This window comes from Arcanobacterium ihumii (assembly GCF_900604515.1).
Lineage (GTDB): Bacteria > Actinomycetota > Actinomycetes > Actinomycetales > Actinomycetaceae > Arcanobacterium_A > Arcanobacterium_A ihumii.
In genome coordinates this window covers 119,929-146,927 of sequence record NZ_UWOS01000003.1, presented here as the reverse complement: position 1 = coordinate 146,927, position 26,999 = coordinate 119,929, and the positions used below count along the sequence as shown (strand labels likewise).

Genomic DNA, 26,999 nt, shown 5'->3' with positions numbered 1-26,999 from the left:
GGCTAAATGAACCCCTATATTCCACTTTTAGTGATGATTATTGCGGCTGCAGTCATCGCCTTTGGCGGTCTTGGCGCAAGCGCAATTTTAGGTCCAACGAAGTACAACCGCGTTAAGGTCCTCAATTACGAGTGCGGAGTCGAAGCAACTCCAAATGCAGGATCAGCAGGTCGTTTCCCGATCAAGTACTTCCTCACCGCAATGACCTTCATCATCTTCGATATTGAGGTTGTTTTCCTCTACCCGTGGGCGGTAAGCCACGAAGAATTAGGGCTCTTCGGTTTGGTTGCGATGGCGACGTTTGTATTCCTCATTACGGTTCCTTTCATTTACGAATGGCGCCGTGGCGGACTGGAATGGAGTGAATAATGGGTCTAGAAGAAAAGATTCCTCAAGGAATTGGCCTCACAACCATGGAAGCCGTGCTCGGTTGGGCACGCGCTCGTTCTCCATGGCCTGTGACGATGGGTCTTGCGTGCTGTGCAATCGAGATGATGGCGTTCGGTGCTGTCCGCTACGACGCTTCTCGAATCGGCATGGAAGTTTTCCGTGCATCCCCACGTCACGCTGACCTCATGATTGTTTCCGGTCGTGTTAGCCATAAGATGGCACCGGTTGTTCGCAATATCTATGACGAGCTCATGGAGCCAAAGTGGGTTATCTCGATGGGTGCGTGTGCATCATCGGGTGGAATGTTCAACAACTACGCGTTGGTCCAAGGAATTGATCACATTGTTCCAGTGGACATCTACCTTCCGGGTTGTCCACCACGTCCGGATATGTTGATTAACGCCGTGTTTGAGCTTCGTAACCAGCTCATGGAGAAGGCACCAATTGGCCAGGATCGCATCGATATGTGCCGTGCTGCTGAAGAAGCAGCACTTAAGGCTGAGCCGGTTGAGTTGAAGAAGGGACTCCTTGCATGACGGAAAACATTGATGGGGTAGTAACCCCTCAGCCAAATTCCGACGCCGGTGCACCGGTTGGAGCGGAATTTCTTACTTCACGTTCGGGAATGTGGGGCGTCAAGGGTTCAGGCGACACCACAGGATTCTCGGGACAGCGTGAAGTTGTAGCGATCTCAGCACCGTCCGCTCGTCCTTACGGTGGATGGTTTGATGCCGTCGTTGACGTGATCATTGAGCTTGCGAAGACAGACGGATACGAAGAATCCGAGGTCATCGAGAAAGTAGTAGTTGACCGCGGTCAGCTAGTCATCTTCATTAAACGTGAGCGCTTGCTTGACGTTGCTCGATATCTTCGCGACGATCAGGATCTGCGCTTTGAAATGTCGCTTGGTGTTTCAGCGGTTCACTATCCACAGGACAAGGGCCGTGAACTTCACGGTTACTTCCCATTCTTCTCGATCACTCACAATCGCATGATCGCTTTGGAAGTCACCGCACCGGAATCTGATCCACATATGCCGTCAATCGTTCCTGTTTATCCAGGTGATGACTGGCCAGAGCGCGAAGCATTTGACTTGATGGGCATTATTTTTGATGGACACCCAGGTTTGGCACGGTCCGCGATGCCCGATGATTGGGTTGGCCATCCACAGCGCAAAGATTACCCACTTGGAGGTATTCCAGTTGAATACAAGGGTGCTGTTATTCCGCCACCTGACACTCGGAGGGAGTACAACTGATGACCGATTCACCTCGTGCAACAAAGCCGCTCAATGATGAAGAAGCAGCTCAGTACACCTCATTCGATGCAGTCGGCGGTGACTGGGCTTCAATCGCACGTCAAGCAGAAGAACTGGGCGAAGAACACATCGTCATTAACCTTGGACCGGTTCACCCGGCGACCCACGGTGTATTGCGTTGCCAGTTTGAGATGGACGGCGAAAACGTCAAGGAAATTCGTGCAGCTACGGGCTTCCTTCACACCGGAATCGAAAAGAATATGGAGTACCGTACATGGACGCAAGGCGTTGCCTTCTGTACTCGTATGGACTATGTTGCCCCGATCTTCCAGGAAGTTGCTTACTGCCTAGCTGTTGAGAAACTTCTGGGCATCACAGATCAAATTCCAGAGCGTGCGAGCGCAATTCGTGTTCTCTTGATGGAACTTGGACGCATCAACTCTCACGTTGTTGCAATCGGTTCAGGCGGAAACGAACTGGGTGCCACTACGATGCTTACCCTCGGTTTCCGTGCTCGCGAAGACATCTTGCGAATCATGGAGGATATTACGGGTCTTCGAATGAACCACGAATTCATTCGTCCAGGTGGTGTGCTCGAAGATCTTCCAGAAGGCGGAATTGAATACATCAAGGAACTCCTGCCTAAGATCCGCCTCACGCTTTCTGAAATGCAAGATCTGACGATGGCTAACCCGATCTTCAAGATGCGTCACGTGGATGTTGCGGTATCACCGCTTTCCTCGCTGATGGCTCTGTCAATGACGGGTCCATCCGTTCGTGCAGCTGGTGTGCCATGGGATCTGCGCAAGACTCAGCCTTACTGCGGCTACGAAAAGTACGAGTTTGACGTGCCGGTAGCCGATAAGGCTGATGCCTATAACCGTGTTTTAGTTCGCTTCAATGAGTGCTACCAGTCGCTTCGAATCATCTACCAGGTCCTCGATCAGCTCGAAAGAACCGCTGGTCAACCAGTAATGGTTGAGGATAAAAAGATCGCTTGGCCTGCCAAGCTTTCGATTCAGTCCGATGGGCAGGGCCAAACCCCAGCTCACGTTCAAGAGATTATGACTGAGTCCATGGAATCCCTTATCCACCATTTCAAACTGGTGACCGAAGGATTCCGTGTTCCTGCGGGTCAGGTATTCCAGCTCATTGAGCATCCAAAGGGAGTTATGGGCGTTCACCTAGTTTCTGACGGCGGTACGCGTCCGTACCGTGCTCACTTCCGTGATGCCGGTTTCAACAACTTGCAGTCGCTAGGTGTTATGGCCGAAGGTGGCATGCTTGCCGATACGATCATTGCGCTGGCAATGATCGATCCAGTTATGGGAGGAGTGGACCGCTGATGGCCGAAAATTACACCCCCGAAGTAGAGTCTCGCTTACGTGAAGACGCTGCGAAGGTAGTAGCGCGTTACCCGCAGTCACGTTCGGCGATCATGCCGTTGCTTCACCTTATTCAGTCAGAAGACGGATTCTGCTCACCTCGAGGAATCGTGCTTGTTGCCGATATCCTTGGTCTTTCGCGAGCACAGGTTTCTGCGGTTGCGACGTTCTATTCACAGTACCGTCGTCATCCAAATGGAGAATACAACGTTGGCGTGTGCACCAACGCGCTGTGTGCCGTCATGGGTGGAGATATCATCTGGGAAGAACTCAGCGATTATGTGGGAGTTGGCCACGATGAAACTACTGAAGATGGAAAGATCACGCTTGAGCAGTTGGAATGCAACGCTGGCTGTGACTACGCGCCAGTGGTCATGGTGAACTGGGAATTCTTCGACAACCAGACTCCAGAGTCTGCAAAGCAGATCGTAGATGATATTCGTGCCGGTAAGGATATTCATCCGAGCCGTGGTGCGGACAAGGTTGGCACTTTCAAAGAAATTTCACGTGTTTTAGCTGGTTTCGAGGACGGACACGTCAACGAAGGACCTGCTGCAGGCGAAGCATCATTGCGTGGTCTAGGCATTGCCCGTGAAAACAATTGGACTGTTCCACAGCCAACAGGAGAGGAAAGCAAGTGACCGCATATTCTGCACCGAGTGTGCTTACACCAGTTCTTTCCGACGCTTGGGATAAAGAGCGCTCATGGACAATTGATACTTACCGTGCCAACGGTGGCTATGAGGCAATCAAGAAGGCTTGGGCCATGAAGGCTGAAGACGATGCCTCCATTACCAATTTGGTTAAGGAATCTGGTCTTCGTGGTCGTGGAGGAGCTGGCTTCCCGACCGGATTGAAGTGGTCGTTCCTTCCTGCTCCAGATGGTGGTCCACGTTACTTGGTGGTTAACGCCGACGAATCTGAGCCAGGAACCTGTAAGGATATCCCGTTCTTGATGGCGAATCCTCATCTTCTGGTTGAAGGCATGGCTATCTGTATGATGGCGATCGGTGGACACCACGGATTCATTTATTTGCGTGGTGAAGTTGTGCACGTATATCGCCGCTTGCTTGCAGCGGTACGCGAAGCCAAGGAAGCCGGAATCTTAGGTAAGGGGCTCGGTCCTAATGGAGACTACGACCTCGATATTACGGTTCATGCTGGAGCAGGTGCCTACATTTGTGGCGAAGAAACGGCTTTGCTTGATTCGCTTGAAGGCTACCGTGGTCAGCCTCGACTCAAGCCGCCATTCCCTGCAGTTGCCGGCCTTTATGCTCGTCCAACGGTTGTAAACAACGTTGAATCGATCGCCTCGATTCCAGGAATTATCAACCACGGTGTCGATTGGTTCACCGCAATGGGTAAGGACACCAAGAATTCACGTGGACACGGAATTTTCTCAATCTCCGGTCACGTCAAGAATCCTGGTCAGTTCGAAGCACCATTTGGAATTACCATGCGTGAGCTTCTTGAGCTTGCCGGTGGTATTCGCGATGGACACGAATTGAAGTTTTTTGCCGTTGGTGGTTCTTCTGCCCCGCTCTTTACGCCAGATCACCTCGATGTTCCACTTGGATACGAGGAAGTTATGGAAGCGGGATCGATGCTTGCAACCCGTGCAATCCAGATTTTCGATGAAACCGTTTCGGTGGTACGAGTCGTTTCGCGCTGGACTGATTTTTACCAGCATGAATCGTGTGGAAAGTGTACGCCTTGCCGCGAAGGAACATTCTGGATGCGTCAAATCATGCATCGTCTCGAAGCGGGTAAGGGCAAGGAAGGCGACGTAGATTTGCTCTACGAAATCGCTAATAACATTCAGGGTCGTTCGTTTTGTGCTCTTGGTGATGCTGCTGCAACGCCGATTAAATCTGCGATTGATCTATTCCGTGATGAGTTCGAAGCTGGCTACCATACCCCCTGCTCTGAGCTCTATCCGGTTGCTAAGTCTGCTCTTTTCAGTGAAGTAGGTGTTCAATGACAACGACTGAAACAAATGTCGATATGGTTTCGTTGAAGATCGACGGCAAAGATGTTTCTGTTCCTAAGGGAACTTTGATCATCCGAGCCGCCGAACAGGTAGGCGTCCATATCCCACGTTTCTGTGACCATCCATTGCTTGCACCAGCTGCGGCTTGCCGTCAGTGCCTGGTTGAAGTAGCAGCACCTGACCGCGAGGGCGTTGTTCGTAAGATGCCAAAGCCTCAGCCTGCTTGTGCAGTTACGGTATCTCCGAATATGGAAGTCTACAGTGCCAAGAGCTCTGACGTAGCCGAAAAAGCACAGCACGGCGTAATGGAGTTCTTGCTCATCAACCACCCGATGGATTGCCCAGTTTGTGATAAGGGTGGAGAATGCCCTCTCCAGAACCAAGCAATGACCGATGGACGTACCAAGTCCCGCTTCATCGACGTGAAACGTACCTATCCGAAGCCAATTTCGGTTTCATCGCAGATCTTGCTTGATCGTGATCGCTGTATCCTTTGTCAGCGTTGTACGCGCTTCTCAACCCAGATCGCGGGTGACGCATTCATTCAGCTCCAGGGACGAGGCGGCGGAACCCCAGGTTATGGCAACCATGGCCTGCATGGGTCCCAGATCGGAAACTTTGACGGTAACGTCCTCGATTTTGCGGGAGACGACGGTCAGCACGATTTCGGAGCAGCAAACGAGTACGCTGGCCCACAAGGAATGGCTGGGATCGTAGCAGGTTTCTCTGCCGGTCCAGTTGGAGCGGCTGAAGCCGATGTAAACGGCCGTCCATTCGCTTCTTACTTCTCTGGAAACGTTATTCAGATCTGCCCAGTTGGTGCATTGACTTCGGCTTCTTACCGATTCCGAGCTCGTCCATTCGATCTCGTTTCAGTTCCATCGGTTACCGAACACGATGCTTCCGGTGCAGCTATTCGAGTTGATTACCGTCGTGGTACGGTCGTACGCCGTCTTGCCGCGCAAGATATGGACGTTAACGAAGAGTGGATCACAGACAAGGATCGCTTCGCCTTCCGTTGGCAGAACGGTCCTGACCGGCTGAAGTTCCCTCGGATTTCGGGCGTCGGGAATGTTTCGTGGCTTGACGCTATGGAAACGGCCGCCGAAGGTCTACGTAATAAGAAGGTCGGTGTGATCGTCGGTGGACGCCTGCCAATCGAAGATGCTTACGCTTATTCAAAGTTTGCGCGCGTCGTGTTAAACACGAACGACATCGATTTCCGTACCCGCAAGGTAACCGAGGAAGAAAATGAATTCCTTGCTGCCGCGGTAGCGGGTCGTGGTTTGGGTGTGACTTACGGACAGGTTGAAAACGCCGGCCACGTTTTGACGGTTGGTCTCGAAGCGGAAGATGAGTGCGGAACTTTATTCCTGCGCCTTCGTAAGGGGGCACTAGCCAAGACGACGTCGGTATCAGTTATCTCTGCATACGAAACTCGCGGCACTGCGAAGATGCTCGCTCGTTTCATCGCTGCGGCACCCGGTACCGAAGCCAGTGTTCTAGACGCAGTTTCCGAATTTGCTCAAGATTCTTACGGCCAGCTTTACCGCGATCTTCAGAAGCCAGGAGCAGTTATCTTGGTTGGCGAACGCGCAGCAGCCGTTCCAGGTGCGCTCAGCGCGGCGGTTCGTTTGAGTAAGCGCACAGGTGCAAAGCTTGCTTGGATTCCTCGCCGAGCTGGAGACCGCGGTGCGGTCGATGCCGGTGCGATGCCTAATCTGCTCCCAGGAGGACGCCTAGTCAACGATTCTTCGGCTCGAATAGACGTTGCAGCTGCTTGGGGCGTGGAGAACCTTCCAACCGAACGCGGACGAAACGTTGACGAGATCCTTGAAGCCGCACGCAGCGGCGAACTCGATGCGATCTTACTTGCTGGCGTAGAAGTTTCCGATCTACCGGGTCACGCAGCAGCAGCCTTGGATAAGGCGTTCGTTGTGCAGCTCGAAGTGCGTCAAACCACTACGTCAGAGTACGCGAATGTTCTTATCCCAGTTGCTCCACCGGTAGAAAAGGGAGGAAGCTTCGTTAACTGGGAAGGTCGCATGCGCCCATTCGGTCAGGTAATCACCTCCAATCAGCTCCCAGATCGTCGAGTTTTAAATGATTTGGCAGCTGAGATGGGTGTAGACCTCGGCTTGGATACGCTTGAGGCGACGGTTAATGAATACGCACAGCTCCGTGCTTGGGACGGACACCGTGCAGAGCTTCCAGACTTTGCAGCTCAGTCGCCCCAGCCCGGCGTCGTACTCGCAACGTGGAAGCAAATGCTTGATGGCGGTGCACTTCAGTCTCACGAACCGCACCTTGCAAACACAGCACGTAAGGCCGTAGCCGTGATGTCTGATTCAACGGCAAAGGCAGCAGGTATCTCGAAGCGAGTGGACGTAACTGGTGCAAACGGCACGGTGACTTTTGAGGTTGCTATCGCCGCCCCTATGCCTGATAACGTCGTGTGGCTTCCACAAAATGCGAAGGGACAATCCCTGCATATGTTGGGTAATGGATACGGCGAAACCGTAACAATTGCTAATTCGGAGGTGTCCGAGTGAATATCATGATGGCAAATCCAGCCGTAGCTGATTTCTCGAACGACACATGGTGGATCTGGGTCATTAAGGCCGTCTTCATTGTTGTGTTCCTGATTTTTTCGGTGATTTTCGCGCTATGGTTCGAGCGTCGTTTGCTTGCACGTATGCAGAATCGTCTCGGTCCAAACACCGTTGGACCGCTTGGTCTCTTGCAGTCGTTCCCAGACGCAATCAAGCTTCTTTTTAAGGAAGACTTCTTCCTCAAGGGAGCAGATAAAGTCGTTTACTTCATTGCCCCGGCAGTTTCCGCGCTCTGTGCATTCACACTGATGGCAGTAATCCCAATGGGGCCGTCGGTCTCGATGTTCGGTCACGTAACACCACTGCAACTAGCGGATTCACCAGTTGCTATGCTCTTCGTATTGGCGGTGGCAGCTCTTGGTGAATACGGTCTGGTGCTCGGTGGCTGGTCTGCTAAGTCGACTCTTCCGCTTTACGGTTCGGTTCGTTCTGCAACCCAGATGATCTCTTATGAACTTGCTCAGGGACTTTCCCTAGTAACGATTTTCATCGTTAACCAAACGATGGCAACATCGGGAATTATTTCCGGTCAGCAGTCAATCTGGAACATCTTTATCATGGCTCCAGCCTTCTTGGTTTACTTCGTGACGATGTTTGGTGAAGCTAACCGACTTCCTTTCGATCTTCCAGAGGCTGAAGGCGAAATTGTTGCAGGTCCTCACGTTGAATACTCCTCGATGAAGTTCGGTTGGTACTACCTCTCCGAATACATCAACATGCTCAACCTCTCGATGCTCGCAACCACCCTTTTCTTTGGTGGTTGGCGTGCAGGTCCGATAGTCACATGGATCTACAGCCTCTGGGGTGGGGATCCAAACGTTGGTTGGATCCCGATGCTTTGGTTCATTATCAAGGTTTGGATCTTCATGGGTATCTTCGTCTGGGTACGAGGAACTGCATTGCGTTTCCGTTACGATCAATTTATGAAATTGGGTTGGAAAGGACTTATCCCAAGTGCCCTTATCTGGCTCACGATCGTCATGATCGTTGTTGGTGTGAACATGGTTTATCCAATCAACATGACGAACGTACTTGCCATTCTTTCCACCGGCTTTGCCTTGATCATGCTGATCTGGGCGCTCGGCGATGACTCAGTTAAGCCATCACAAGCTGAGTTAATTGAGGCTCGTGAACACGAAGAATTTAATGGTTTCGAAAACGGATACCCTGTTCCACCACTTCCGGGACAGCATCTACCGCCGTCTCCGCGTGCCGAGCGCAAAGTTGCTCACGCAGTAACGCCACAAACTCAGGAGGCAGAGAATGTCTGAACAGACGAAAAACGAAAACCTTCCGGCAACTCACTCTGAGTTCGCGCAGCCAGATGAAGCACTATACAGCCCAAACAAGAAGGGCCCACTAGGGAAGATTCTTGCTCCTATCGCTGGATTTGGTGTCACCTTTACGACGATTTTCCGACCGACGGTCACCGAGCAATACCCTTATATCAAGGTGCCACTTCGCCCGCGTTACCACGGTTTACACCGGTTAAATCGCTACGCGGATGGCCTTGAAAAGTGTATTGGTTGTGAGCTTTGTGCATGGGCCTGCCCTGCGGACGCTATCTACGTTGAAGCTGCAGCCAATACCCCGCACGAGCAATTCTCGCCGGGTGAGCGCTATGGACGTGTATACCAGATTAACTATTTGCGTTGTATCTTCTGTGGATACTGCATCCAAGCATGTCCGACTCGTGCTCTGACGATGTCAACAGAGTTTGAAATCGCTGGTCAGACTCGCGAAGAACTGATCTACGAAAAGCAGGATCTCTTGGTTCCTCTTGCTGAAGGCATGCTAAATACGCCTCACCCGATGGTTCAAGGCACGTCTGATGCAGATTATTACAAGGGTCGAGTTACTGGACCAACGGAAGCTCAGGTCGATTGGGTACGTTCTACGCGTCCAGATGACGAATCGCTCGGTAGCGTCGCCGTAACAGGAAATGAATTCGAGGGGGCAGACATCCAATGATGCCGTCAATGGAAACACTCGAAATCTCAATGGGGGAGACGATTCTGTTCGCCCTCCTTGCGGTGTCGATGGTTATTGTTGCAATCTTCGGATTGCTTATTACACGCCGAGCGGTTTACACCGTCATTTCGGTCATCTTCGTGATGGTTGGTTTCGCCTTCCTCTATACAATGCTCGAAGCTCCATTTATGGGAGTGGCCCAAGTCGTTGTATACACGGGCGCGATTTTGATGATGTTCTTGTTCGTTCTCATGCTGATCGGTGTTGATTCTGCCGATTCGGGACACGAGACTCTGAAAGCACAGCGTCCGGTTGCGATCCTTGGTGGACTTGGAATGCTTGCGATCATGACCGCGATTGTCTTTAAGACGACGTGGCCGGATGCGGTTGGATTGGAAATGGCGAATGCTCAAGGTAATCCTATGGGTGTTGCTCGATTAATCTTCTCCAACCATGTTTTGACTCTTGAGCTCACAGGTACGCTTTTGATCGTGGCTGCACTTGGTGCAATGACGCTTACTCACCGTGATCGTGTTGCTGAGCGCCAGACCCAAGAAGAACTTGCGCACAAGAAGATGCAAGACTTCGTCGAAGCAGGCGTTCACCCAGGCCAGCTTCCAAACCCAGGCGTATACGCCGAATCGAACTCTTCGACTAACCCGGCACTTACCGCTTACGGTCAGCCGCTTGAAAATTCGGTTAACCGAGTCCTCAAGATTCGCGGTCAAGAGCGTCGAGTTGCTGAGATTTCTCCTGAAACCGTTGCCCGTATTACTCGTGGTCAATTGCCATCAGGTCCAAGCACTTACGGTCAAATTGGTCGGGCAACAATTGCTGGAATGCCAGGAGAAAAGGCACCTGACCACGAAGCAGCTTTGAAGCGTTTCGAAGGAATTGAATCCGCGTCGGCTCCTGAAACTCTTGAATCAGCACTTGCCGAAATCGACAACAACGCTCAGGAGGAGAACTGATGCATTTGATGCTATATATCGTGTTAGCACTGGTCCTCTTCGTGATCGGCGGTGCCACCGTTCTCACTCGACGAAACGGCGTTATTGCCCTTCTCGGTGTAGAAGTAATGCTTAACTCCTGTAACTTGGCGTTTATTACATTCTCTCGTATGTGGGGAAACCTCGAAGGACAGGTTTTTGCCTTCTTCGTGATGGTAGTTGCCGCGGCTGAAGTTGTGGTTGGTCTAGCCATTGTTGTGTCCGTATTCCGTACCCGTAGGTCTGCATCGCTTGACGGCGCAAACCTCATGAAAAATTAGTGGAAGCAGGTGTGATCCTTTTGACTACTGGATTCCTTTCCATGTCTGATGTTGCCGTCAATACGGCAACGGGTCCGGCTGGACTTATGTGGTTCGCGGTCGCAATCCCGTTACTCAGTTGTGGGTTCCTTCTCCTTGCCGGTAAATCAGCCGATCGCTGGGGACACTGGGTTGGTATTCTTGCCTCCACGGTGTCGTTCGTACTCGGTCTAGCCACCTTCATCCAGCTTCTTGGGCTCGATGCAGGTGAGCGCATCATGGAGTCAACTCTCTATAAATGGGTTGCTGCGCCAGGTCTACACGTAGATTTCGGAACTCGCGTTGATCCGCTCTCGATCACCTTCGTTTTGTTGGTGACTTTCGTGGGCACACTTATCCACCTCTACTCGGTTTCCTATATGGAACACGACGTCGCACGCCGTCGTTTCTTTGCATATTTGAACCTCTTCGTAGCAGCGATGCTTCTCCTGGTTCTTGGAAACTCCTACCTAACTCTCTTCTTCGGTTGGGAAGGCGTTGGTCTCGCTTCTTACCTCCTCATCTCGTTCTGGAATCACGTTCCTGAATATGCGACAGCAGGAAAGAAAGCATTCATTATGAACCGTGTTGGTGACCTCGGACTCCTCATCGCAATGATGTCCATGGTTGCGAACTTCGGCGGAGTTGAATTTACAACGGTCAACGAGAGAATTTCTTCCGCAAATACAGGGACTCTAACCTTTATCGGAATCTTCCTCTTGGTTGCAGCCTGCGGTAAGTCTGCTCAGTTCCCGCTCCAAGCTTGGCTCGGTGACGCGATGGCAGGTCCGACGCCGGTATCAGCACTTATCCACGCGGCTACAATGGTTACCGCTGGTGTTTACCTTATGGTTCGCTCAGGTGCTATTTACGTTGCAGCTCCAACTGCGGCTCTGGCAGTCTCGATCATCGGTCTTATCACCTTGACCTTCGGCGCAATCGTTGGAGCTGCTAAGGACGATATGAAGAAGGTTCTTGCGGCCTCGACTATGTCCCAGATCGGCTACATGATGCTCGCAGCGGGGCTTGGTCCCATTGGTGCTGGCTTCGCAATCTTCCACCTCGTCACCCATGGTTTCTTCAAGGCAAATATGTTCTTGGGTGCGGGCGCGGTTATGCACGGAATGAACGATGAAGTGAATATGCGTGGCTTCGGCGGACTTGCCAAGCATATGAAGATCACGTTCTTCACATTCCTTGCAGGTTATCTTGCAATTATCGGTTTCCCATTCCTCTCCGGCTTCTACTCAAAAGACAAGATTATTGAGGCGGCCTTCAGCGGAGAAGGGATTCAACCATGGATTTTCGGTACTGTAACCGTCCTTGTTGCCGGTCTTACCGCGTTCTACATGTCGCGTCTGGTATTCATGATCTTCCTTGGTGAAGAGCGCTGGAACCATGATGGACCGGATGCTAAGCATCCGCACGATCCATCTCCACTCATGTGGATCCCGATGGCAATCCTCGCCATAGGATCACTTGGACTCGGCGCTGTCTTGAACTACACGGGCTTCCTAACTTGGCTCGAACCGGTCGTCGGCCACGCTGAGCATGAAGCTCCTGTACTTCCTGTTCCAGTAATCACCGTAACCACCTTGGTAATTGTGGCGATCGGTGTCGGACTCGCATGGAAGATGTACGTCTCGCAACCAACTCCAAAGGCAGCTCCAGTTGGCTCCGCTCTAACCCGTGCGGCTCGTGCAGATCTATATCAGGATCTATTCAACGAATCAGTATTCATGAAACCTGGAATTGCGCTTACCGAAGGAACGGTAATCATCGATCGATACGTCATCGACGGTGCTGCCGAAGGAACCGGCAAGGCGTTGCCATGGTTTGGTCGCGCAATCGGGAAGCTTCAAAATGGCTATGCCCGTAGTTATGCGAGCTACATCGTCGTCGGTGTAGTCATCGCACTCGCGGTCGCGTTGGTATCGGCGCTGTGAGTCTGGAAGGAATTAAGGTAATGCAACCAGTTATTGAAGCTACATTCCCGTGGCTCACCACGTTAGTTCTCTTGCCGCTCGTCGGCGCATTCGCACTCGCAGTTATCAAGCCACTACGAAAGATCGCGCGTGCTTTCACGCTCGGACTTTCAGTGGCTGTGCTGGCGATCTTTATTGCGGCAATGATAACTCAGTTCTCCATTGCCGATGCCGATGCTGTTCAGCTTTCCGAAACCTATGGATGGATTCCGCAGATTGGTGTTTCGGTCGCATGGGGAGTCAACGGTATTAGCGCAGTAATGATCGCGCTCGCTACGTTCTTGGTACCTATCGTTATTCTTGCCGCTTGGAATGATTACGACGACGATCGCACCGGTTCGTACTTCGGATGGATTCTATTCCTCGAAGCAATCATGATTTCGCTCTTCGCAGCGCGCGATGTTTTCCTCTTTTACATTCTGTTCGAATTGATGATCGTTCCGATGTACTTCCTGATTGGAAACTACGGTGGAGTCAATCGGCGTCGAGCCGCAATGAAGTTCTTGCTTTACTCAATTCTTGGTGGATTGATCATGCTGGTAGGCGTGATCGCGGTTTACACCTACGGAACCGGTGGTCCACGTGGCTACATGATCGATGTACTTGCGCAGGGGCTGAAGGCTCCGAGCTCGGCTCAGATGTGGATCTTCCTATCATTCTTCATTGCATTCGCAATCAAGGCTCCGATGTGGCCACTTCATACGTGGCTCCCAGACACCACGGAAGAGGCGCCGGCGGGAACGTCAACGCTCCTTGTTGGTGTACTTGATAAACTCGGGACCTACGGAATGATCGTCATTTGTTTGCCGCTGTTCCCAATATCTGCGCAGACGGCAGCGCCAATTGTTATCGTTTTGGCGATTGTATCGATTATTTGGGGGGCGTTGATGGCAATTGGTTCCGATAACCTTATGCGTTTGATCGCCTACACCTCGGTATCCCACTTTGGTTTCATGGTGATTGGCATTTTCAGCGGCTCACAGCTCGCAATGACCGGAGCAGTGCTCTACATGGTTGCCCACGGCGTTGGTACCGCGGGATTGTTCCTTGTGGTTGGGTTCCTTGGAAAGCGTGGAAACAGTTACTCTATTTCGAACTATGGCGGTTGGCAGCGTGTAACGCCAGTGCTCGCCGGAACATTCCTGATCTCTGGTCTTGCTACGGTCGCGCTTCCAGGCTTGTCCGGATTTGTACCTGAATACATGGTTTTGGTAGGAACGTTCAAGGTTAACCCAGTGGCAGCGGTCTTTGCGGTGTCTGGTGTGGTGCTTGCCGCGATCTACATTCTGCTCCCATATCAGCGCGTTTTTACGGGTCCGCGTCCAGAGCTATTGTCCGACGATCTCAATGCTCGTGAAAAGTTAGTTATGGGCTTGCTGATTGCGGCGATGTTAGCACTTGGCTTCTATCCTGCAGCTGTTACAAACTTTGTGAACCCGAGTTTTGATGCCGGGGTAGTGCAAACGATTTCCGCGCCACAATATTCGGTCGATACGTCTGATATTGCTGTTGTATCCGAAGGAGATATCAAGTGAATACTACTGTTATTCAATGGGTAGCGGTTGTCCCACTGCTCATCGTTTTAGGAACAGCGGTTTTATCTACGCTATTTGAAGCGTTTGTTCCGCGCGGCGCTCGTCGTCCGGTACAAATCGTAACTACGTTGCTCGCACTTGCTGCGGCATTGGTCGCTGTGGTCTGGCGTTGGACTGAGCTCCACACCGATAAGGGCCTAGCCACGAACCCGCTCTCAGCAGTGCAGTCGGCACACGGTTTTACAGGTATTTCGCTTGTTGAAGATGGTTTTTCGCTTATCGGGCAAGGTATTATCCTTATTTCCTCACTTCTTGCCTTCTTGGTAATTGCTGACCGTACTCAAACACGTGAAGGCGCATTTGCTGCCTCTGCGGCAACGCGCCCAGGATCAGCTGAAGAACGTGAATCTGCAAATGCAGGCCGAGAGCAGACCGAAGTATTCCCACTTGCGCTTTTCGCAGTGGGTGGCATGATGGCTTTTACGTCCTCATTTGATTTCCTCACGCTTTTCATCGCGCTGGAAGTTCTATCGTTGCCGCTTTATGTGCTATCGGCAACGGCGCGCCGGCGTCGTCTCCTTTCACAGGAGGCCGCTATGAAGTACTTCCTCTTGGGAGCATTTTCCTCGGCAATCTTCTTGATGGGTGCAGCCTTCATCTACGGAGCAACTGGGACCCTCGTATTCAACGAAGTTCTCCAGCTCTCTATCCAGGGGCAGAATGTTCAAACCTCCGTGCTTGTCATGGGTGTGGCAATGGTAGTAATCGGCCTTCTCTTTAAGGTAGGCGCTGCTCCATTCCACTCTTGGACTCCTGATGTATACCAAGGTGCTCCTACTCCGATCACCGGCTTCATGGCAGCAGGAACCAAGGCGGCGGCATTCGTAGCTCTCTTGCGCGTGATGCTCTACGTTGCAGCAACTTCCGCGGCGGCTTTGAACGTCTTCATGTGGATTGTAATCATCGCAACCATCGTAGTAGGTACGGTGCTTGGTCTGGTTCAAACCGATATTAAACGCCTCCTTGCCTATTCTTCCATTGCGCACGCTGGCTTTATCCTCATCGCCGTTAACGCAATCCGTACCATGGACATGGATCCAAAGCAGTACTCGCAAACGATGTCTTCTGTTTTGTTCTACCTCCTCGCATACGGAGTTGCGACGGTTGGTGCATTTGCTATCGTCACTTTGGTTCGCGATCGAGACGTCGAAGGAAAGATCCTTGGCGAGGCTACGAAGCTCGAAAAGTGGGCCGGACTTGGAAAGCGTTCGCCTTTCTTGGCTTCTGCAATGTTAGTGTTCCTCCTCTCCTTCGCCGGTATTCCATTGACCGGTGGGTTCATCGGAAAATTTGAAGTCTTCCGCTCTGGAATTGCCGCTGGCGAGACCATTTTGGTAGTTATCGCAGTGCTTGCTTCTGCGGCAACTGCGTTCTTCTACTTCCGTTTGGTGCAGCTCATGTTTTTCACCGAGCCAGCTGAGGACGTTGAGGTTGTACAATCAGAGGGCATGACGGTGGTTGCCATCGTCGTGGCGCTTGTTCTAACCATTGCGCTGGGCCTACTTCCTGGTTCAGTACTCGACCTTATGCAAGGATCCTTCGCGTGAATGCATTTTCCGATTTACTTGCCGGCCATGGCGAATTAGGTTCGCGTCTATCGAAGCGACTCGACAGCGTTGAAACCCAACTTCAGGACGTCGTCCGTATCGATGACCTCGTTGTAGATGCTGCGACGTCTCACCTTGCCGTGGCCGGTGGTAAACGGTTGCGCCCAGTGCTCTGCCTCCTTACCTCAGAGCTTGGACCGGATCCGCTGAACCAAGCGGTTGATGATTCATCCTTGGTGGTTGAACTTACCCACCTTGCGTCGTTGTATCACGACGACGTCATGGATGAAGCTCCGTTACGCCGCGGAGTGCCGTCTGCGCAATATATCTTTGGAAATTCATCGGCGATTATGGCTGGAGACGTGCTGTTTGCTCGCGCTTCTTCCATTGTGGCTAAGCTCGGACCGCGTGCGGTTTTGCTTCACGCCACGACTTTCGAGCGCCTTTGTGTTGGACAGCTTCATGAAACAGTTGGTCCTCGTGACAACGATGATCCGATTGATCACTACATCCAGGTTCTTGCTGATAAGACGGGATCTTTGATTGCTGCGGCAGCGCGTTATGGCGTGCTGTCTTCAGGTGGTTCGGAAGAACTAGCCGAAGCCGTTGCCCAATTCGGTGAAAAAGTCGGCGTTGCATTCCAACTTGCAGACGATGTTATCGACCTTGTTTCGAAGCCGGAACTCACCGGAAAGACCCCGGGAACGGATCTTCTTGAAAACGTTTCGACTATGCCGACTCTGCTTCTGCGCAAGCGCCAACACGACGGAACGCTTGATGAAGAAGGCACACAAATTCTTGCTCTTCTTGATTCAGATGACCTAAACGAAGAAAACCTCCCCGACGTCGTCGCCCGTTTGCGCGTGCACCCGGTTGTAGCTGAGACTCGTGCACTGGCAGATCAGTGGATCGATGAAGCCCTCGCTGAGCTTGAGAGCGTACCTAAGGGTGAGGTTCGTGAGGCGCTGGAGGCTTTTGCTCATGCCATGGTTGATCGAATGGCTTAATCCGGATTTGCCAAGAGTGAAGTAGCACAAACTGAAATTCTGAATTCACTGTTTACAGCGTAGAATAGTAACGGTCGTGCCGATTATGGCAGAAGAACGTCAGGAGTAGTTGTGGGCAAGATTCTCAATAAGATTTTACGCGCAGGTGAAGGCCGTACGCTGAAGCGTTTAGGTAGCATCACCCAACAAGTGAATCTTTTGGAAGATGATTTTAAAGCACTCACAGACGACGAGTTGCGTGCTCTTACCGAGGAGTTCCGCAAGCGCTATGTTGATGGTGAATCTCTTGACGATTTGCTCCCTGAGGCCTTTGCTGCAGTGCGTGAAGCTTCGGTCCGTACCCTTGGACAACGTCATTACGATGTCCAGATCATGGGTGGTGCCGCGCTACACTTAGGTAATATTGCCGAAATGAAGACTGGTGAAGGTAAGACTCTCGTTGCTACCTTGGCGGCCTATCTTAATGCAATTCCAGGACGCGGCGTCCATGTAGTTACGGTCAACGATTACTTGGCTAGCTACCAGTCGGAACTAATGGGACGCGTATTCCGCTTCTTGGGGATGACGACGGGCTGTATCGTTTCGTCTTTGACTCCAGAAGAGCGTCGTCGTGAATACGCCGCCGATATTACGTACGGAACGAATAACGAGTTTGGTTTCGACTACTTGCGTGACAACATGGCGCGTGAAGTCGATGGCTTAGTACAGCGTGATCATTTCTTCGCGATCGTTGACGAAGTTGATTCGATCCTTATTGACGAGGCGCGTACGCCATTGATTATTTCTGGTCCAGCTGAAGGTGATGCTAACAAGTGGTATAACGCCTTTGCGCAGGCAGTGCTGTCGATGCGTAAGGATCACGACTATGAAGTTGATGAGAAGAAACGTACCGTGGGTATTCTTGCCCCTGGCATTGATGCGATTGAAGATCTGCTGGGTATCGACAACCTCTACGAATCCGTTAACACCCCGCTTATCGGCTACCTTAACAATGCGATCAAGGCTAAAGAACTCTTTGTTCGCGATCGTGATTACATTGTTGCCAATGGGGAAGTATTGATCGTTGACGAACATACTGGCCGTGTTCTGGCTGGTCGCCGTTACAACGAAGGGATGCATCAGGCAATTGAAGCTAAAGAGCACGTAGAGATCAAGGCAGAGAACCAAACTCTTGCGACGATTACTTTGCAGAACTACTTCCGCCTGTACGACAAACTCTCTGGTATGACGGGTACTGCTGAAACCGAAGCGGAGGAATTCGCATCGACTTATGATATCGGAGTCGTTCCGATTCCAACAAACCGTCCGATGATTCGCCTTGATCAGACAGATTTGGTGTTCCCAACTGCGCGTGGAAAGTTCCAGGCAATTGTTGAAGATATTAAGGAACGTTATGCCACGGGTCAGCCTGTGTTGGTTGGTACCGCTTCAGTTGAGAACTCAGAGATGCTTTCTGACCTCTTGAAGAAGGCTCATATTCCACATGAGGTTTTGAACGCTAAACAACACGAACGTGAAGCTGCTGTTATCGCCATGGCTGGTCGTAAGGGTGCAATTACAGTTGCAACGAATATGGCTGGTCGAGGAACGGACATTATGCTTGGTGGAAATGCTGAGCATATCGCCGTCGCCACCATGGAAAAGCAGGGTCTTGATCCCGAGGAGAACGCCGAGGAATACGAAAAGGCTTGGCCAGAGGTCTTGGCTCAGGCTAAAGCGACCGTTGCCGCCGAACATGACGAAGTTGTAGAGCTCGGTGGACTTTACGTGCTTGGCTCTGAGCGCCATGAGTCGCGCCGCATCGATAATCAGTTGCGCGGACGTTCGGGGCGTCAGGGTGATCCGGGTGAATCTCGATTCTATCTTTCACTTGACGATGACCTAATGCGCCTTTTTGCTAATTCACGTGCCACCGCTCCATTTAAGAATGGTCCTGAAGACGAAGCGCTTGATTTTAAGTTACTTTCGAAGGCAATTGAACGCGCTCAGACGGCGATCGAAGCACGTAACGCTGAGATTCGCAAGAATGTTTTGAAATACGACGACGTTATGTCCGAGCAGCGTACCGTCGTGTACGATGAGCGACGCCGAATTCTCAATGGTGAGGATCTGGAGGCTCAGATCGAGTCTTTTGTTGATTTCGCTATTGATGACGTGGTCCAGTCTGAAACGTTGGGAGCACCCGAAGATTGGGATCTTGATGCACTATGGACGGCGATGAAGAGCTATTACACGCCTTCGTTTAGCGCTTCTGAGTTTGAAGAAGACTATGGAGATCTCAAGAATCTTTCGCGTGATGACCTTATGAACGAATTCCATACCGATGCGCATGCTATTTACGAAGAGCGCGCTGAAGAGTTGGGTGACGACACCATGCGACAGATCGAACGTCAGGTTTTACTGAATGTCCTTGATCGTAAGTGGCGAGAGCACCTTTACGAAATGGATTACCTTAAAGAAGGTATCGGTCTGCGTGCAATGGCTCAACGTGATCCTCTTGTCGAATATAAGCAAGAGGGTTACCAGATGTTCCAGCTCATGAATGATTCAATTCGTTCTGAGACGGTGCAGTACCTCTTCAATTTTGAGCTTCCAAGTGAGCGAAATGAGCGTCTAGCTGCTGAGTCTCGTGAAGCCAATGCCGTTGACGTTGAAGCAGGATCACAAACACCGGCAGGAGTTGGTCAAGACTCTGAAGCTGCCGTGCGTCTTGCTGGTTCTTCTCAAACCACTCAGGCGATGGCCGAGAAGCTACTCGGGATTAATAAGAATACCGAAGCTCCAAAGATGATGTACACCTCCGCCTCGAAAGATGGTTCACAGTCAACTGAGACGCGAAACGATCAGGGCGGGAGAGTAGCTCGATCCGCAGGATCTTCAGATCAGGCATCGGGAATGAACCGTGAACAGCGTAGAGCTGCTAAGAAAGCAGCTAAAAAGCGTCGTTAAGTTCGGACTTAGACGAATATCTTGGTCTAAATAATTTCTAGGGCTGTAACATGCCACTTTTGCCGCCGTGCTTCGAGCCGAAGCGCGGCGGCTCTGGTTTTGTTTCCGTCAAAGAGTACAACTGATACCTCAGCTATGGTAGGGCTTATGAAGCAGGTATGAATTCGTCTGATTCGAGGGGGTAAGCATTTGGGTGCTTTTCCTTGAATCTGTTTGCCTAAGTTGGCACGCCTAACCAGGGCATCGTAGATGATTGGAGTGACCCAGGTTTGGATTTGGCGTGGTGGCCGATGCCCCAGCAAGATCTCGACCACGTGAAGAATAATTGAACCCGCAAATTGTTCAGCGGGTGGAAGGGGTTTAGCTGGTTCATTTTCAGATTCAACGGGAGGTCGTGCAAAATAGCCCGTGGTGTTGGCAGAGCGTCTATGCGCGTGAAAGGAAGTACGGTCAAAGCTTTGTTTACTCCCCAAATTAGGCATTGAGATAACGCTTTGCTGTTCTGGAGGCATCGGTTTGGCCTGAATTACGGAAGTTTGCGTGGTGATATTTTCACTTGAGGAAGCTATTTTTGATGGCTGGGCAACAATTTTTAATCGTTGCGACTTGGGTAAACGGGAAGTAATTGCTGTTTCTGGTGAAGCGAAGAGTAGTGCCGGCTGTGCCATTATTGTCTATTTCCTTGCGAGTTAGAACCGAAATGGAGAATTTGCTTCATGGCACATCTGGTAGCAAATCCATTGGAAGGTGCGAAAGGTACTCGTCCTTGAGTGTTTGTATTTTGACAGTTCTAAAAAAATCTATAAAACCCTGTTTTGCACGGTGTGGATAACTCAAAATACAAAAACTTCGATCCGGTGAGTTTGAGGCGTGATGTACGATAGGGGTATGCGTATTTATATCCCTCTTGCAGTCACTGACTTGGATGCTGATTCGATTTCGAGCCGTCCAGTGCACGCTGTGACGCCACAGCTCCGGGAGTATTTTCCCGACGAAGATCAAGAGGGACTTGAAATGGTGGCAACGTTAGCCGCTGCTGATGATTCGTTACGTCTTATGACTATTGATTCACAGAACCATCGCCGTATCGTCGCAGTTGCTGAAATTGTGGACAAGAACATTGATGCCCCTTCACAAGGGAAAGACGTGCTTGCGACTCAGCGAAATCTGAATGAATACGTGCCTTGGAAAAAGGTTGAAGCACTTTTGATAGACGAACCTGGCGCAGAAGAACTTGTTGTAGGGGCTCTATCGGGTGACGAGGATGCATTTTTAGCTTCCGGAGATATTGAGTTGATGTGGTACGACGTTGTCGAACGTGCTGATGTGGCTCGAATGCTCAGGCAGTAACAGTTAGGGTTGATCCTCCGCTGGGAGCGGGGGAGAGGCTAATCCGATTCGGTATCATCTGCTTCAGCTCTTCTACGTGAGAAACGATTCCCACTTTGCGTCCGTGAGTGGTGAGGGAAGCAAGCGTCTTCATCACCGCATCACGAACGTCGTCGGAAAGGGTTCCAAAACCTTCGTCAATAATCAACGTGTCGATCCGAATACCACCGTTTTCTTCCTGAACAACCTCGGCTAAGGCGAGTGCCAGAGAAAGAGACGTGAAGAAGGTTTCTCCACCTGAAAGTGAAGCTGTAGAACGCTCTACGTCGCCTTCGGCTGAGCCATCGCGATCAATAATGCTCAGGCCAAGTCCGGTCTTTTGAATACGATTGCCTTCGTTGGTACGTCGTAATTCGTAGCGACCACCCGAGATCTGGGCGAGGTGTTCATTAGCACGTTCCACCACAAGCTCGAAACGTTTCAAAAGAACCCACATACTCAACGGAACTCGAGTATGCGAGCCACGTCCTGCCTGTGCAATATCAGCGATGCGAACTAATGGACCATTATCGGCGGCCAAACGATGCCAAGTTTGCGATGCAGAAGCAACCGGGAGGGCGAGACGTTGTGCATCATATGCAAGGCGCTCAGCCTGCGCGGCTTGTGCATCTTTAATTTGCCGAGCTTGGCTCGAAGCATGATAGGCACCTTCGAGGGCCTCGATATCAATTGATGCCTCGTTCGGAAGATCTAGGAACTTTGGATCGCTGAGTTTGGTTTTTACTTCACTAAGAGAACGTTCAAATTCCCTTAATCTCGTAGTTAAGGTAGTTTCGTTGTATTTATCGAGGAGGGCTTCTTTTGCTTTTTGGCTTGAACCAAAAGGCGAAGCACCAACTGCCTTTTCAAGCTTGGCTGCAGCTTTATTTAATGACTCTGCGCGATAGGTGAGATCAGAAATAAACTTGAGTTCAGCCTGAATTGCTAACTGCTCATTTTGTAAAACGCCACAATACTCGCGAACCGAAGAGTATTTGCCACGGGCGTGTTGGACCGCCTTTACATCGTTTTCAAGCGTTAATTTTTCGTGATTGATCGAAGTCTGAATCTGAACAAACTTCGCCCTGGCTTCTTGAATCTGTGCATCAGACGCAACTAATTGTTGCTCCGCCTCGTGTATCTTTTCGCTGAGTTCTATGGCCTCGTCACTGGCTTGTGATGCCTGGATATGCTGTTCAACTAAGTTACTTTCCGTGCCTTCTAAAGATTCGAAACTTGCCTTGCCTAGCTCAATACGTAAAGTTTTGAGCTGGCTTTCAAGCGCCACTAAATGTTGGCTCGTTGCCTCTACATCCTTTGCAGCTTTGACGAGAAGTGCTTGCGCCTTATCGACTTGGTCACGAGTAGTATGAGTGGAACTAGGTTCTGCAACTTGAGGATGATCGATAGAACCGCAAACAGGGCAAGGAGAGCCAACTTCAAGCTCTAATGCGAGGTTAGCCGCCGTAGATGAGATCCACTGAGCGGTAAGAACGTCGAACTTTTCCTTTGCAGTATTATGGACCTTAATCTTTGCCTCAAGCGTATTAGACTCAGTTTCTCGGAGCTTAACTATCTCAGTAATCTTCTGTGCGATTCCCAGCTTTCGACGAGTCGTTTCGAGCTTTGCCTCCAGACTTGGCACGGTTGCCGCAAGTTTCTTCACGCGATCTTCGTCCGCTTTTAAGGCTGTAATAGTGCTTGGAACCTTTGCTTTCTTTGCATCGAGTTCTTTGATTGCTTTGTCAAGATCACCTAAATCGTATTCTTGCTTGGCGAGTGCCTTGCGGCGGTGCTCAATCGATTCTTCTTGCTCAAGCATAGGACGCAAAAAACCGATTGTCTCTCCTATCTGAGAGTTCTTTGATTCGAGTTCCGAAACTAGCAAAAGAGAGTTGAGCCCTTGGACCGATGGAGCACCGACTTCGGCCTGTGCTAAGAATTCCTCAATCACTGGATCAAGAGAAGTAAGTGATTGAGTGCTGATCTTAGCCGATGCAATATTCCACAGCTCTATGAAAGACTGATACTCGTCATGAGCATCAACAATATGCTGATTAACTAACTGAGCAGCACGATGGAGCTCAAGCGTCTTGGAGTCTTTATTACGAAGTTCCTGTTCTTCACGCAGGGCCTCAAGCTGTTTATTTAGTTCCTTAAACGTTGCAATATTATGCAGAGATTCCGCGGCACTGGTCTTTGCCTGGCGGGCGCTTTCTTCAGCGTCTTGGGCAATCTTTGCTTCACGAGCGTCACTTCGTGCGTGTTCCTTGAACTGAAGAACGGTGGAATTAATGAAGTTAAGAAGCCGTTGATCGCAGTCATTGCTCGAGGGCACATCACTTCCAAGGCACTCGTCTTCGAGAACGCTTAAGGTGTCCAATACAGATTGGTCAAAATCGGAAATTTCTTTCCACGTTGCCAAAGCACCGCGATAGACCAGAGCTGCATCTTTAATTTCGCGTTCGGAATCGGTGGCAAGTTTTGCTAGTTCATCAGCGAAAATTCGGTAATCGCTGGTATCAAATATGGTTTCGAGTAGTGGAGCTCTTTCGCTTGACTTCAGCTTCAAGAAATCGGCAAACTGACCTTGCGGAAGAACCACGGTCTGAAGGAACTGCTTTTTATCGAGTCCTAGTATTGAGCTCAGCTCAATACCAACCTCGCGTGCCTGAGTGCTGAGGGGTTCACCCAACTCCCACGATTGTTCATCTACCGCGCTCTCAGAAAGACGCCAAAGCGTAGCACTCTGGTTAACCTTGGTAGTTCCCTTCCCGCTTTTCTTTGGGCGTTCCCATTGAGGGGTGCGACGGACACGATAGGTTCCCGTAGCAACGGTAAAAATTACATCTACCCAGGATTCGTCACTCGCTACCGCGTGACTTGAGCGAATTCGTTCGTCCGAGCTGTCTTTTCCAGCAACATTGCCATAAAGTGCAAAAACGATGGCATCGATAATTGAAGATTTCCCTGATCCAGTTGGTCCATCTAGCAGGAAAATTCCTGATTCAGTGAGCTGATCAAAATCAATACTGTGATGGCCACCGAACGGGCCGATGGCGTTGAACTCAAGACGGCGAATAATCACTAACGTTGCCCTCGATTCTTGACTTCATCCCACAACCGTGTGACTAGAGCTTTCTCCTCCACGGAAAGTGGGCGTCCTCCCGAGGTTTCGTAGAATTCGTCAATCACGTCAAGTGGATTTTGCTTCGAGGCGCGTATGGCATCTGTGCGTAAGGTGACGGTTGGAATATCGTGGTGCACCTCAATGACGTTAGGAAATACTTTCCGTAGGCGAGCTACGAGGTTTCTAGGGCGTTCGTCGTCGGTAACGTAGATACGCAGAAAATGCTCGCTGAAGTCGGAATATTTTCCGGAAATTAGCTCTGAAAAGCTATCTCTCACGGTGGCAATAGGGTGATAAATGGGCGTAGGAATCAGCTCAAGTTTCGGCTCGAAACGCGCCCCTGAATCCGGGTTGGTGGTTGCCTCAGAAAAGTCCAAGAGCACCGAGCTCTTATGATGGTTTTCTTCGGAAAACGAAAAAGCTAAAGGTGATCCGCTGTAGCGCATCAAAGGATCATGAAGGGTACCCACTGCCTGCGGACCATGGAGATGCCCGAGTGCAACGTAATCAAAGCCGGGCACATTTTTCGGGGGTTGGAAAACACCTGAAGGAACAGAATTTATACCTCCGATATGGAGGTCTTGCTCAGAGTCGCTAGGCTCAGCTCCTACAATAAACGAATGAGCCATGGCGAGGATTGGAACATTGGCGCTCGCGGTTGAGTTCTGAATATCGTGGAAGATCCGCTCAATTGCGCGTCTCGTGACGCTTTCATGCGAGCGGCCAAGCAACTGTTCTGGATCGGGGCTGAGACGACGGCGCTCTACGTCGGGGTCTAGATAAGGGAGTGCGTATACATAAGCTCCGAGTTCGCTATCTTTGTTAAACACTGGGACGGCGTGATCAGATTCTAGTGAATCGGTTCGAATCGACAATCCTGATTTCAACAATGTTGACGTGAAACCGAGTCTTTTCGCGGAGTCGTGGTTTCCGGATGTCAGAATAACTTGGGTGTGGTCGAGGATTTGGTTCAAGGTTGCTGAAAGTAATTCGACCATGGCAACAGGTGGAATTCCTCGATCGAAAACATCGCCAGACACTAAAAGTGCGTCGATGTTTTCGGATCGAGTGAACTCAACTACGTAATCACACCACTGTTCATAAGCGGCGGTGAGGTCGCTACCGTGGAAGGTGCGTCCGAGGTGCCAGTCAGAGGTGTGGAGGATTCGCATAGATTAAGAATACGAAACTTCGTCAGTCCTTGGCAGTGTAATCCACATCAGCGGCGTTAACTGGCTCTTTATCTGACCAAGGGAAAGAAATCCATTTGTCGGTGGTGTGCCAGATGTAATCGCTGTGAAGAACCGAGCGAGGCTTTTCGTAAAGAACTGCGACGCGCGAATCGACGGCTCCTGCCCGCTTACACACGTCAAGAACAAATTGAAGGGTGCGACCCGAATCTGCAACGTCGTCGACGATCAGAACACGCTTGCCATCCATAGCGCGAACATCTGGTGCTGGCTCAAGGAGACGTGGATCAGGAAGCGTTTGTCCAATGCCAGTGTAGAATTCGACGTTCAAAACCAAGAGGGATTTGAGATCGAGAGCGTATCCGATAGCGCCGGCTGGCAAAAGCCCGCCACGTGCTACACAGACTACAAGATCTGGGTGGAAACCGGAGTCCCACACCTGTTTAGCTAGTTCGCGGGAAGCGCTTCCGAATTCGTCCCAGCTTAGTACTTCGCGTTCGTCAGTCATTTTTGCCTTTTCAGTTGTTATCGGATACAGATTGCAAAACTTCGAGTACCTTGTCATGAAGCAAGCCGTTTGTTGCTAATGCACAGTTGCCCCACGGACCTAGATTCCCCTCGAGATCGGTAAAACTTCCACCAGCTTCGGTGATGATAGGTACAAGTGCCGCCATGTCGTATAGCTCAAGGCTTGGTTCGGTGGCAATATCTACAGCTCCTTCGGCCACCAGCATGTAGGACCAAAAATCACCGTAGGCACGGTTGCGCCACGCGCCTTGCGCTAGTCGAAGGAATGCGCGTAGTTGACCCCGCTCCTGCCAGCCCTCTAGTGAAGAATAGGAGAGGGACGAGTCTTGGAGTTCGCTGACTTGTGAAACATGGATTTGTTTAGCAGACGTCCATGATTTTCCGGTATATGCACCGAGCCCGCGAGCAGCCCACCAGCGTCGGTTAAGCGCCGGAGCGGAAACCATTCCTAAGACGATTTCACCGTCTTCTTCAAGTGCGATGAGTGTGGCCCACACTGGTACACCTCGCACAAAGTTCTTGGTTCCATCAATCGGATCGATAATCCAGCGACGATTCGAATATCCAGTTTGACCTTGTTCTTCACCGAACACGGCATCCCTTGATCTGAATTGAGCAAGAAGATCGCGAATAATTTGTTCGGCGCCACGATCGGCATCTGTCACGGGAGTGAAGTCGGGTTTTGTATCCACCTGAAGGTCGTTGGAACGGAAGCGTTTCAACGTATACTGATCGACTCGATCAACAATGCCCGCGATCACCTGAAGATCGTCTGCATGGCGCGAACGTGTACTCATAGTCCTATC

Annotated in this window: 22 protein-coding genes; 17 read left to right on the top strand and 5 right to left on the bottom strand. The window is 50.9% G+C overall.

The genetic code is table 11. The features are described from left to right. The first annotated feature begins 6 nt into the window (after window positions 1-6). From EIH22_RS08015 to secA, 16 genes are all read left to right on the top strand, one after another. Complete coding sequence (locus EIH22_RS08015; protein WP_124055293.1) at window positions 7-369, top strand: NADH-quinone oxidoreductase subunit A; 363 nt, start codon at window positions 7-9, stop codon at window positions 367-369. Continuing rightward, window positions 369-926: an NADH-quinone oxidoreductase subunit B gene (locus EIH22_RS08010; protein WP_124055292.1), complete on the top strand. Its 558-nt coding sequence runs from the start codon at window positions 369-371 to the stop codon at window positions 924-926. The genes EIH22_RS08015 and EIH22_RS08010 overlap by 1 nt, the downstream gene beginning before the upstream one ends. Next, window positions 923-1,648 (top strand): NADH-quinone oxidoreductase subunit C, encoded by a 726-nt coding sequence (locus EIH22_RS08005; RefSeq protein WP_124055291.1) that lies wholly within the window; start codon window positions 923-925, stop codon window positions 1,646-1,648. Before EIH22_RS08010 ends, EIH22_RS08005 begins: the two co-directional genes overlap by 4 nt. Continuing rightward, complete coding sequence (locus tag EIH22_RS08000) at window positions 1,648-2,994, top strand: NADH-quinone oxidoreductase subunit D (RefSeq protein ID WP_124055290.1); 1,347 nt, start codon at window positions 1,648-1,650, stop codon at window positions 2,992-2,994. The genes EIH22_RS08005 and EIH22_RS08000 overlap by 1 nt, the downstream gene beginning before the upstream one ends. Further along, a complete protein-coding gene (gene nuoE, locus EIH22_RS07995; protein WP_124055289.1) occupies window positions 2,994-3,674 on the top strand; it encodes an NADH-quinone oxidoreductase subunit NuoE in 681 nt (226 codons plus the stop codon). The genes EIH22_RS08000 and nuoE overlap by 1 nt, the downstream gene beginning before the upstream one ends. Beyond that, window positions 3,671-5,014: an NADH-quinone oxidoreductase subunit NuoF gene (gene nuoF / locus EIH22_RS07990; protein ID WP_124055288.1), complete on the top strand. Its 1,344-nt coding sequence runs from the start codon at window positions 3,671-3,673 to the stop codon at window positions 5,012-5,014. The genes nuoE and nuoF overlap by 4 nt, the downstream gene beginning before the upstream one ends. Beyond that, a complete protein-coding gene (locus EIH22_RS07985; protein WP_124055287.1) occupies window positions 5,011-7,575 on the top strand; it encodes an NADH-quinone oxidoreductase subunit G in 2,565 nt (854 codons plus the stop codon). Before nuoF ends, EIH22_RS07985 begins: the two co-directional genes overlap by 4 nt. 5 nt (window positions 7,576-7,580) lie before the next feature. After that, entirely contained in the window at window positions 7,581-8,906 is a 1,326-nt protein-coding gene (gene nuoH / locus EIH22_RS07980) for an NADH-quinone oxidoreductase subunit NuoH (RefSeq protein ID WP_124055450.1), read from the top strand. Beyond that, complete coding sequence (nuoI, locus tag EIH22_RS07975; protein ID WP_124055286.1) at window positions 8,899-9,606, top strand: NADH-quinone oxidoreductase subunit NuoI; 708 nt, start codon at window positions 8,899-8,901, stop codon at window positions 9,604-9,606. Before nuoH ends, nuoI begins: the two co-directional genes overlap by 8 nt. A gap of 8 nt (window positions 9,607-9,614) precedes the next feature. Beyond that, window positions 9,615-10,577, top strand: coding sequence for an NADH-quinone oxidoreductase subunit J (locus EIH22_RS07970; RefSeq protein ID WP_124055285.1), 963 nt, complete (start codon window positions 9,615-9,617; stop codon window positions 10,575-10,577). Continuing rightward, window positions 10,577-10,876 (top strand): NADH-quinone oxidoreductase subunit NuoK, encoded by a 300-nt coding sequence (gene nuoK / locus EIH22_RS07965; protein ID WP_124055284.1) that lies wholly within the window; start codon window positions 10,577-10,579, stop codon window positions 10,874-10,876. Before EIH22_RS07970 ends, nuoK begins: the two co-directional genes overlap by 1 nt. Before the next feature lie 41 nt (window positions 10,877-10,917). After that, window positions 10,918-12,840 (top strand): NADH-quinone oxidoreductase subunit L, encoded by a 1,923-nt coding sequence (gene nuoL / locus EIH22_RS07960; protein ID WP_124055449.1) that lies wholly within the window; start codon window positions 10,918-10,920, stop codon window positions 12,838-12,840. A 20-nt stretch (window positions 12,841-12,860) separates the two neighbouring features. Further along, window positions 12,861-14,414 carry an NADH-quinone oxidoreductase subunit M gene (locus EIH22_RS07955; RefSeq protein ID WP_124055283.1) on the top strand — a complete coding sequence of 518 codons (1,554 nt, stop codon included), beginning with the start codon at window positions 12,861-12,863 and terminating at the stop codon, window positions 14,412-14,414. Next, entirely contained in the window at window positions 14,411-16,021 is a 1,611-nt protein-coding gene (gene nuoN / locus EIH22_RS07950) for an NADH-quinone oxidoreductase subunit NuoN (RefSeq protein WP_124055282.1), read from the top strand. The genes EIH22_RS07955 and nuoN overlap by 4 nt, the downstream gene beginning before the upstream one ends. Next, window positions 16,018-17,028 (top strand): polyprenyl synthetase family protein, encoded by a 1,011-nt coding sequence (locus EIH22_RS07945; protein ID WP_124055281.1) that lies wholly within the window; start codon window positions 16,018-16,020, stop codon window positions 17,026-17,028. Before nuoN ends, EIH22_RS07945 begins: the two co-directional genes overlap by 4 nt. Window positions 17,029-17,139: 111 nt before the next feature. After that, the gene (gene secA / locus EIH22_RS07940; RefSeq protein ID WP_124055280.1) at window positions 17,140-19,977 is read left to right on the top strand and encodes a preprotein translocase subunit SecA; all 2,838 of its coding nucleotides are present in this window, start codon (window positions 17,140-17,142) and stop codon (window positions 19,975-19,977) included. 26 nt (window positions 19,978-20,003) lie between these two features. Here secA and EIH22_RS07935 read toward each other — a convergent pair whose 3' ends face one another. Then, the gene (locus EIH22_RS07935) at window positions 20,004-20,645 is read right to left on the bottom strand and encodes an Rv3235 family protein (RefSeq protein WP_124055279.1); all 642 of its coding nucleotides are present in this window, start codon (window positions 20,643-20,645) and stop codon (window positions 20,004-20,006) included. 220 nt (window positions 20,646-20,865) lie between these two features. Here EIH22_RS07935 and EIH22_RS07930 point away from each other — a divergent pair, with 220 nt between their 5' ends. Then, on the top strand, window positions 20,866-21,327 hold the full coding sequence (locus tag EIH22_RS07930) for a DUF6912 family protein (protein ID WP_124055278.1): 462 nt from the start codon (window positions 20,866-20,868) through the stop codon (window positions 21,325-21,327). Here the strand turns inward: EIH22_RS07930 and EIH22_RS07925 are convergent. Genes EIH22_RS07925 through hisN form a run of 4 tightly spaced genes read right to left on the bottom strand, consistent with a single transcriptional unit; the run spans window position 21,317 to window position 26,990 of the window. Beyond that, on the bottom strand, window positions 21,317-24,433 hold the full coding sequence (locus EIH22_RS07925; protein ID WP_124055277.1) for an AAA family ATPase: 3,117 nt from the start codon (window positions 24,431-24,433) through the stop codon (window positions 21,317-21,319). The genes EIH22_RS07930 and EIH22_RS07925 overlap by 11 nt on opposite strands. Beyond that, window positions 24,433-25,647, bottom strand: coding sequence for an exonuclease SbcCD subunit D (locus tag EIH22_RS07920; RefSeq protein ID WP_124055276.1), 1,215 nt, complete (start codon window positions 25,645-25,647; stop codon window positions 24,433-24,435). The genes EIH22_RS07925 and EIH22_RS07920 overlap by 1 nt, the downstream gene beginning before the upstream one ends. Before the next feature lie 22 nt (window positions 25,648-25,669). After that, the gene (locus tag EIH22_RS07915; RefSeq protein WP_124055275.1) at window positions 25,670-26,173 is read right to left on the bottom strand and encodes a phosphoribosyltransferase; all 504 of its coding nucleotides are present in this window, start codon (window positions 26,171-26,173) and stop codon (window positions 25,670-25,672) included. A 10-nt stretch (window positions 26,174-26,183) separates the two neighbouring features. Beyond that, window positions 26,184-26,990 (bottom strand): histidinol-phosphatase, encoded by an 807-nt coding sequence (hisN, locus tag EIH22_RS07910; protein ID WP_124055274.1) that lies wholly within the window; start codon window positions 26,988-26,990, stop codon window positions 26,184-26,186. Between the last annotated feature and the right edge of the window lie 9 nt (window positions 26,991-26,999).

Excerpts from the sequence above, each read along its gene's own strand:
- EIH22_RS08015 (WP_124055293.1), top strand. The coding sequence starts at position 7 with ATGAACCCCTATATTCCACTTTTAGTGATGATTATTGCGGCTGCAGTC.
- EIH22_RS08010 (WP_124055292.1), top strand. The coding sequence starts at position 369 with ATGGGTCTAGAAGAAAAGATTCCTCAAGGAATTGGCCTCACAACCATG.
- EIH22_RS08005 (WP_124055291.1), top strand. The coding sequence starts at position 923 with ATGACGGAAAACATTGATGGGGTAGTAACCCCTCAGCCAAATTCCGAC.
- EIH22_RS08000 (WP_124055290.1), top strand. The coding sequence starts at position 1,648 with ATGACCGATTCACCTCGTGCAACAAAGCCGCTCAATGATGAAGAAGCA.
- nuoE (WP_124055289.1), top strand. The coding sequence starts at position 2,994 with ATGGCCGAAAATTACACCCCCGAAGTAGAGTCTCGCTTACGTGAAGAC.
- EIH22_RS07985 (WP_124055287.1), top strand. The coding sequence starts at position 5,011 with ATGACAACGACTGAAACAAATGTCGATATGGTTTCGTTGAAGATCGAC.
- nuoH (WP_124055450.1), top strand. The coding sequence starts at position 7,581 with ATGATGGCAAATCCAGCCGTAGCTGATTTCTCGAACGACACATGGTGG.
- nuoI (WP_124055286.1), top strand. The coding sequence starts at position 8,899 with ATGTCTGAACAGACGAAAAACGAAAACCTTCCGGCAACTCACTCTGAG.
- EIH22_RS07970 (WP_124055285.1), top strand. The coding sequence starts at position 9,615 with ATGGAAACACTCGAAATCTCAATGGGGGAGACGATTCTGTTCGCCCTC.
- nuoK (WP_124055284.1), top strand. The coding sequence starts at position 10,577 with ATGCATTTGATGCTATATATCGTGTTAGCACTGGTCCTCTTCGTGATC.
- nuoL (WP_124055449.1), top strand. The coding sequence starts at position 10,918 with ATGTCTGATGTTGCCGTCAATACGGCAACGGGTCCGGCTGGACTTATG.
- EIH22_RS07955 (WP_124055283.1), top strand. The coding sequence starts at position 12,861 with ATGCAACCAGTTATTGAAGCTACATTCCCGTGGCTCACCACGTTAGTT.
- EIH22_RS07935 (WP_124055279.1), bottom strand. The coding sequence starts at position 20,645 with ATGGCACAGCCGGCACTACTCTTCGCTTCACCAGAAACAGCAATTACT.
- EIH22_RS07930 (WP_124055278.1), top strand. The coding sequence starts at position 20,866 with ATGCGTATTTATATCCCTCTTGCAGTCACTGACTTGGATGCTGATTCG.
- EIH22_RS07920 (WP_124055276.1), bottom strand. The coding sequence starts at position 25,647 with ATGCGAATCCTCCACACCTCTGACTGGCACCTCGGACGCACCTTCCAC.
- EIH22_RS07915 (WP_124055275.1), bottom strand. The coding sequence starts at position 26,173 with ATGACTGACGAACGCGAAGTACTAAGCTGGGACGAATTCGGAAGCGCT.
- hisN (WP_124055274.1), bottom strand. The coding sequence starts at position 26,990 with ATGAGTACACGTTCGCGCCATGCAGACGATCTTCAGGTGATCGCGGGC.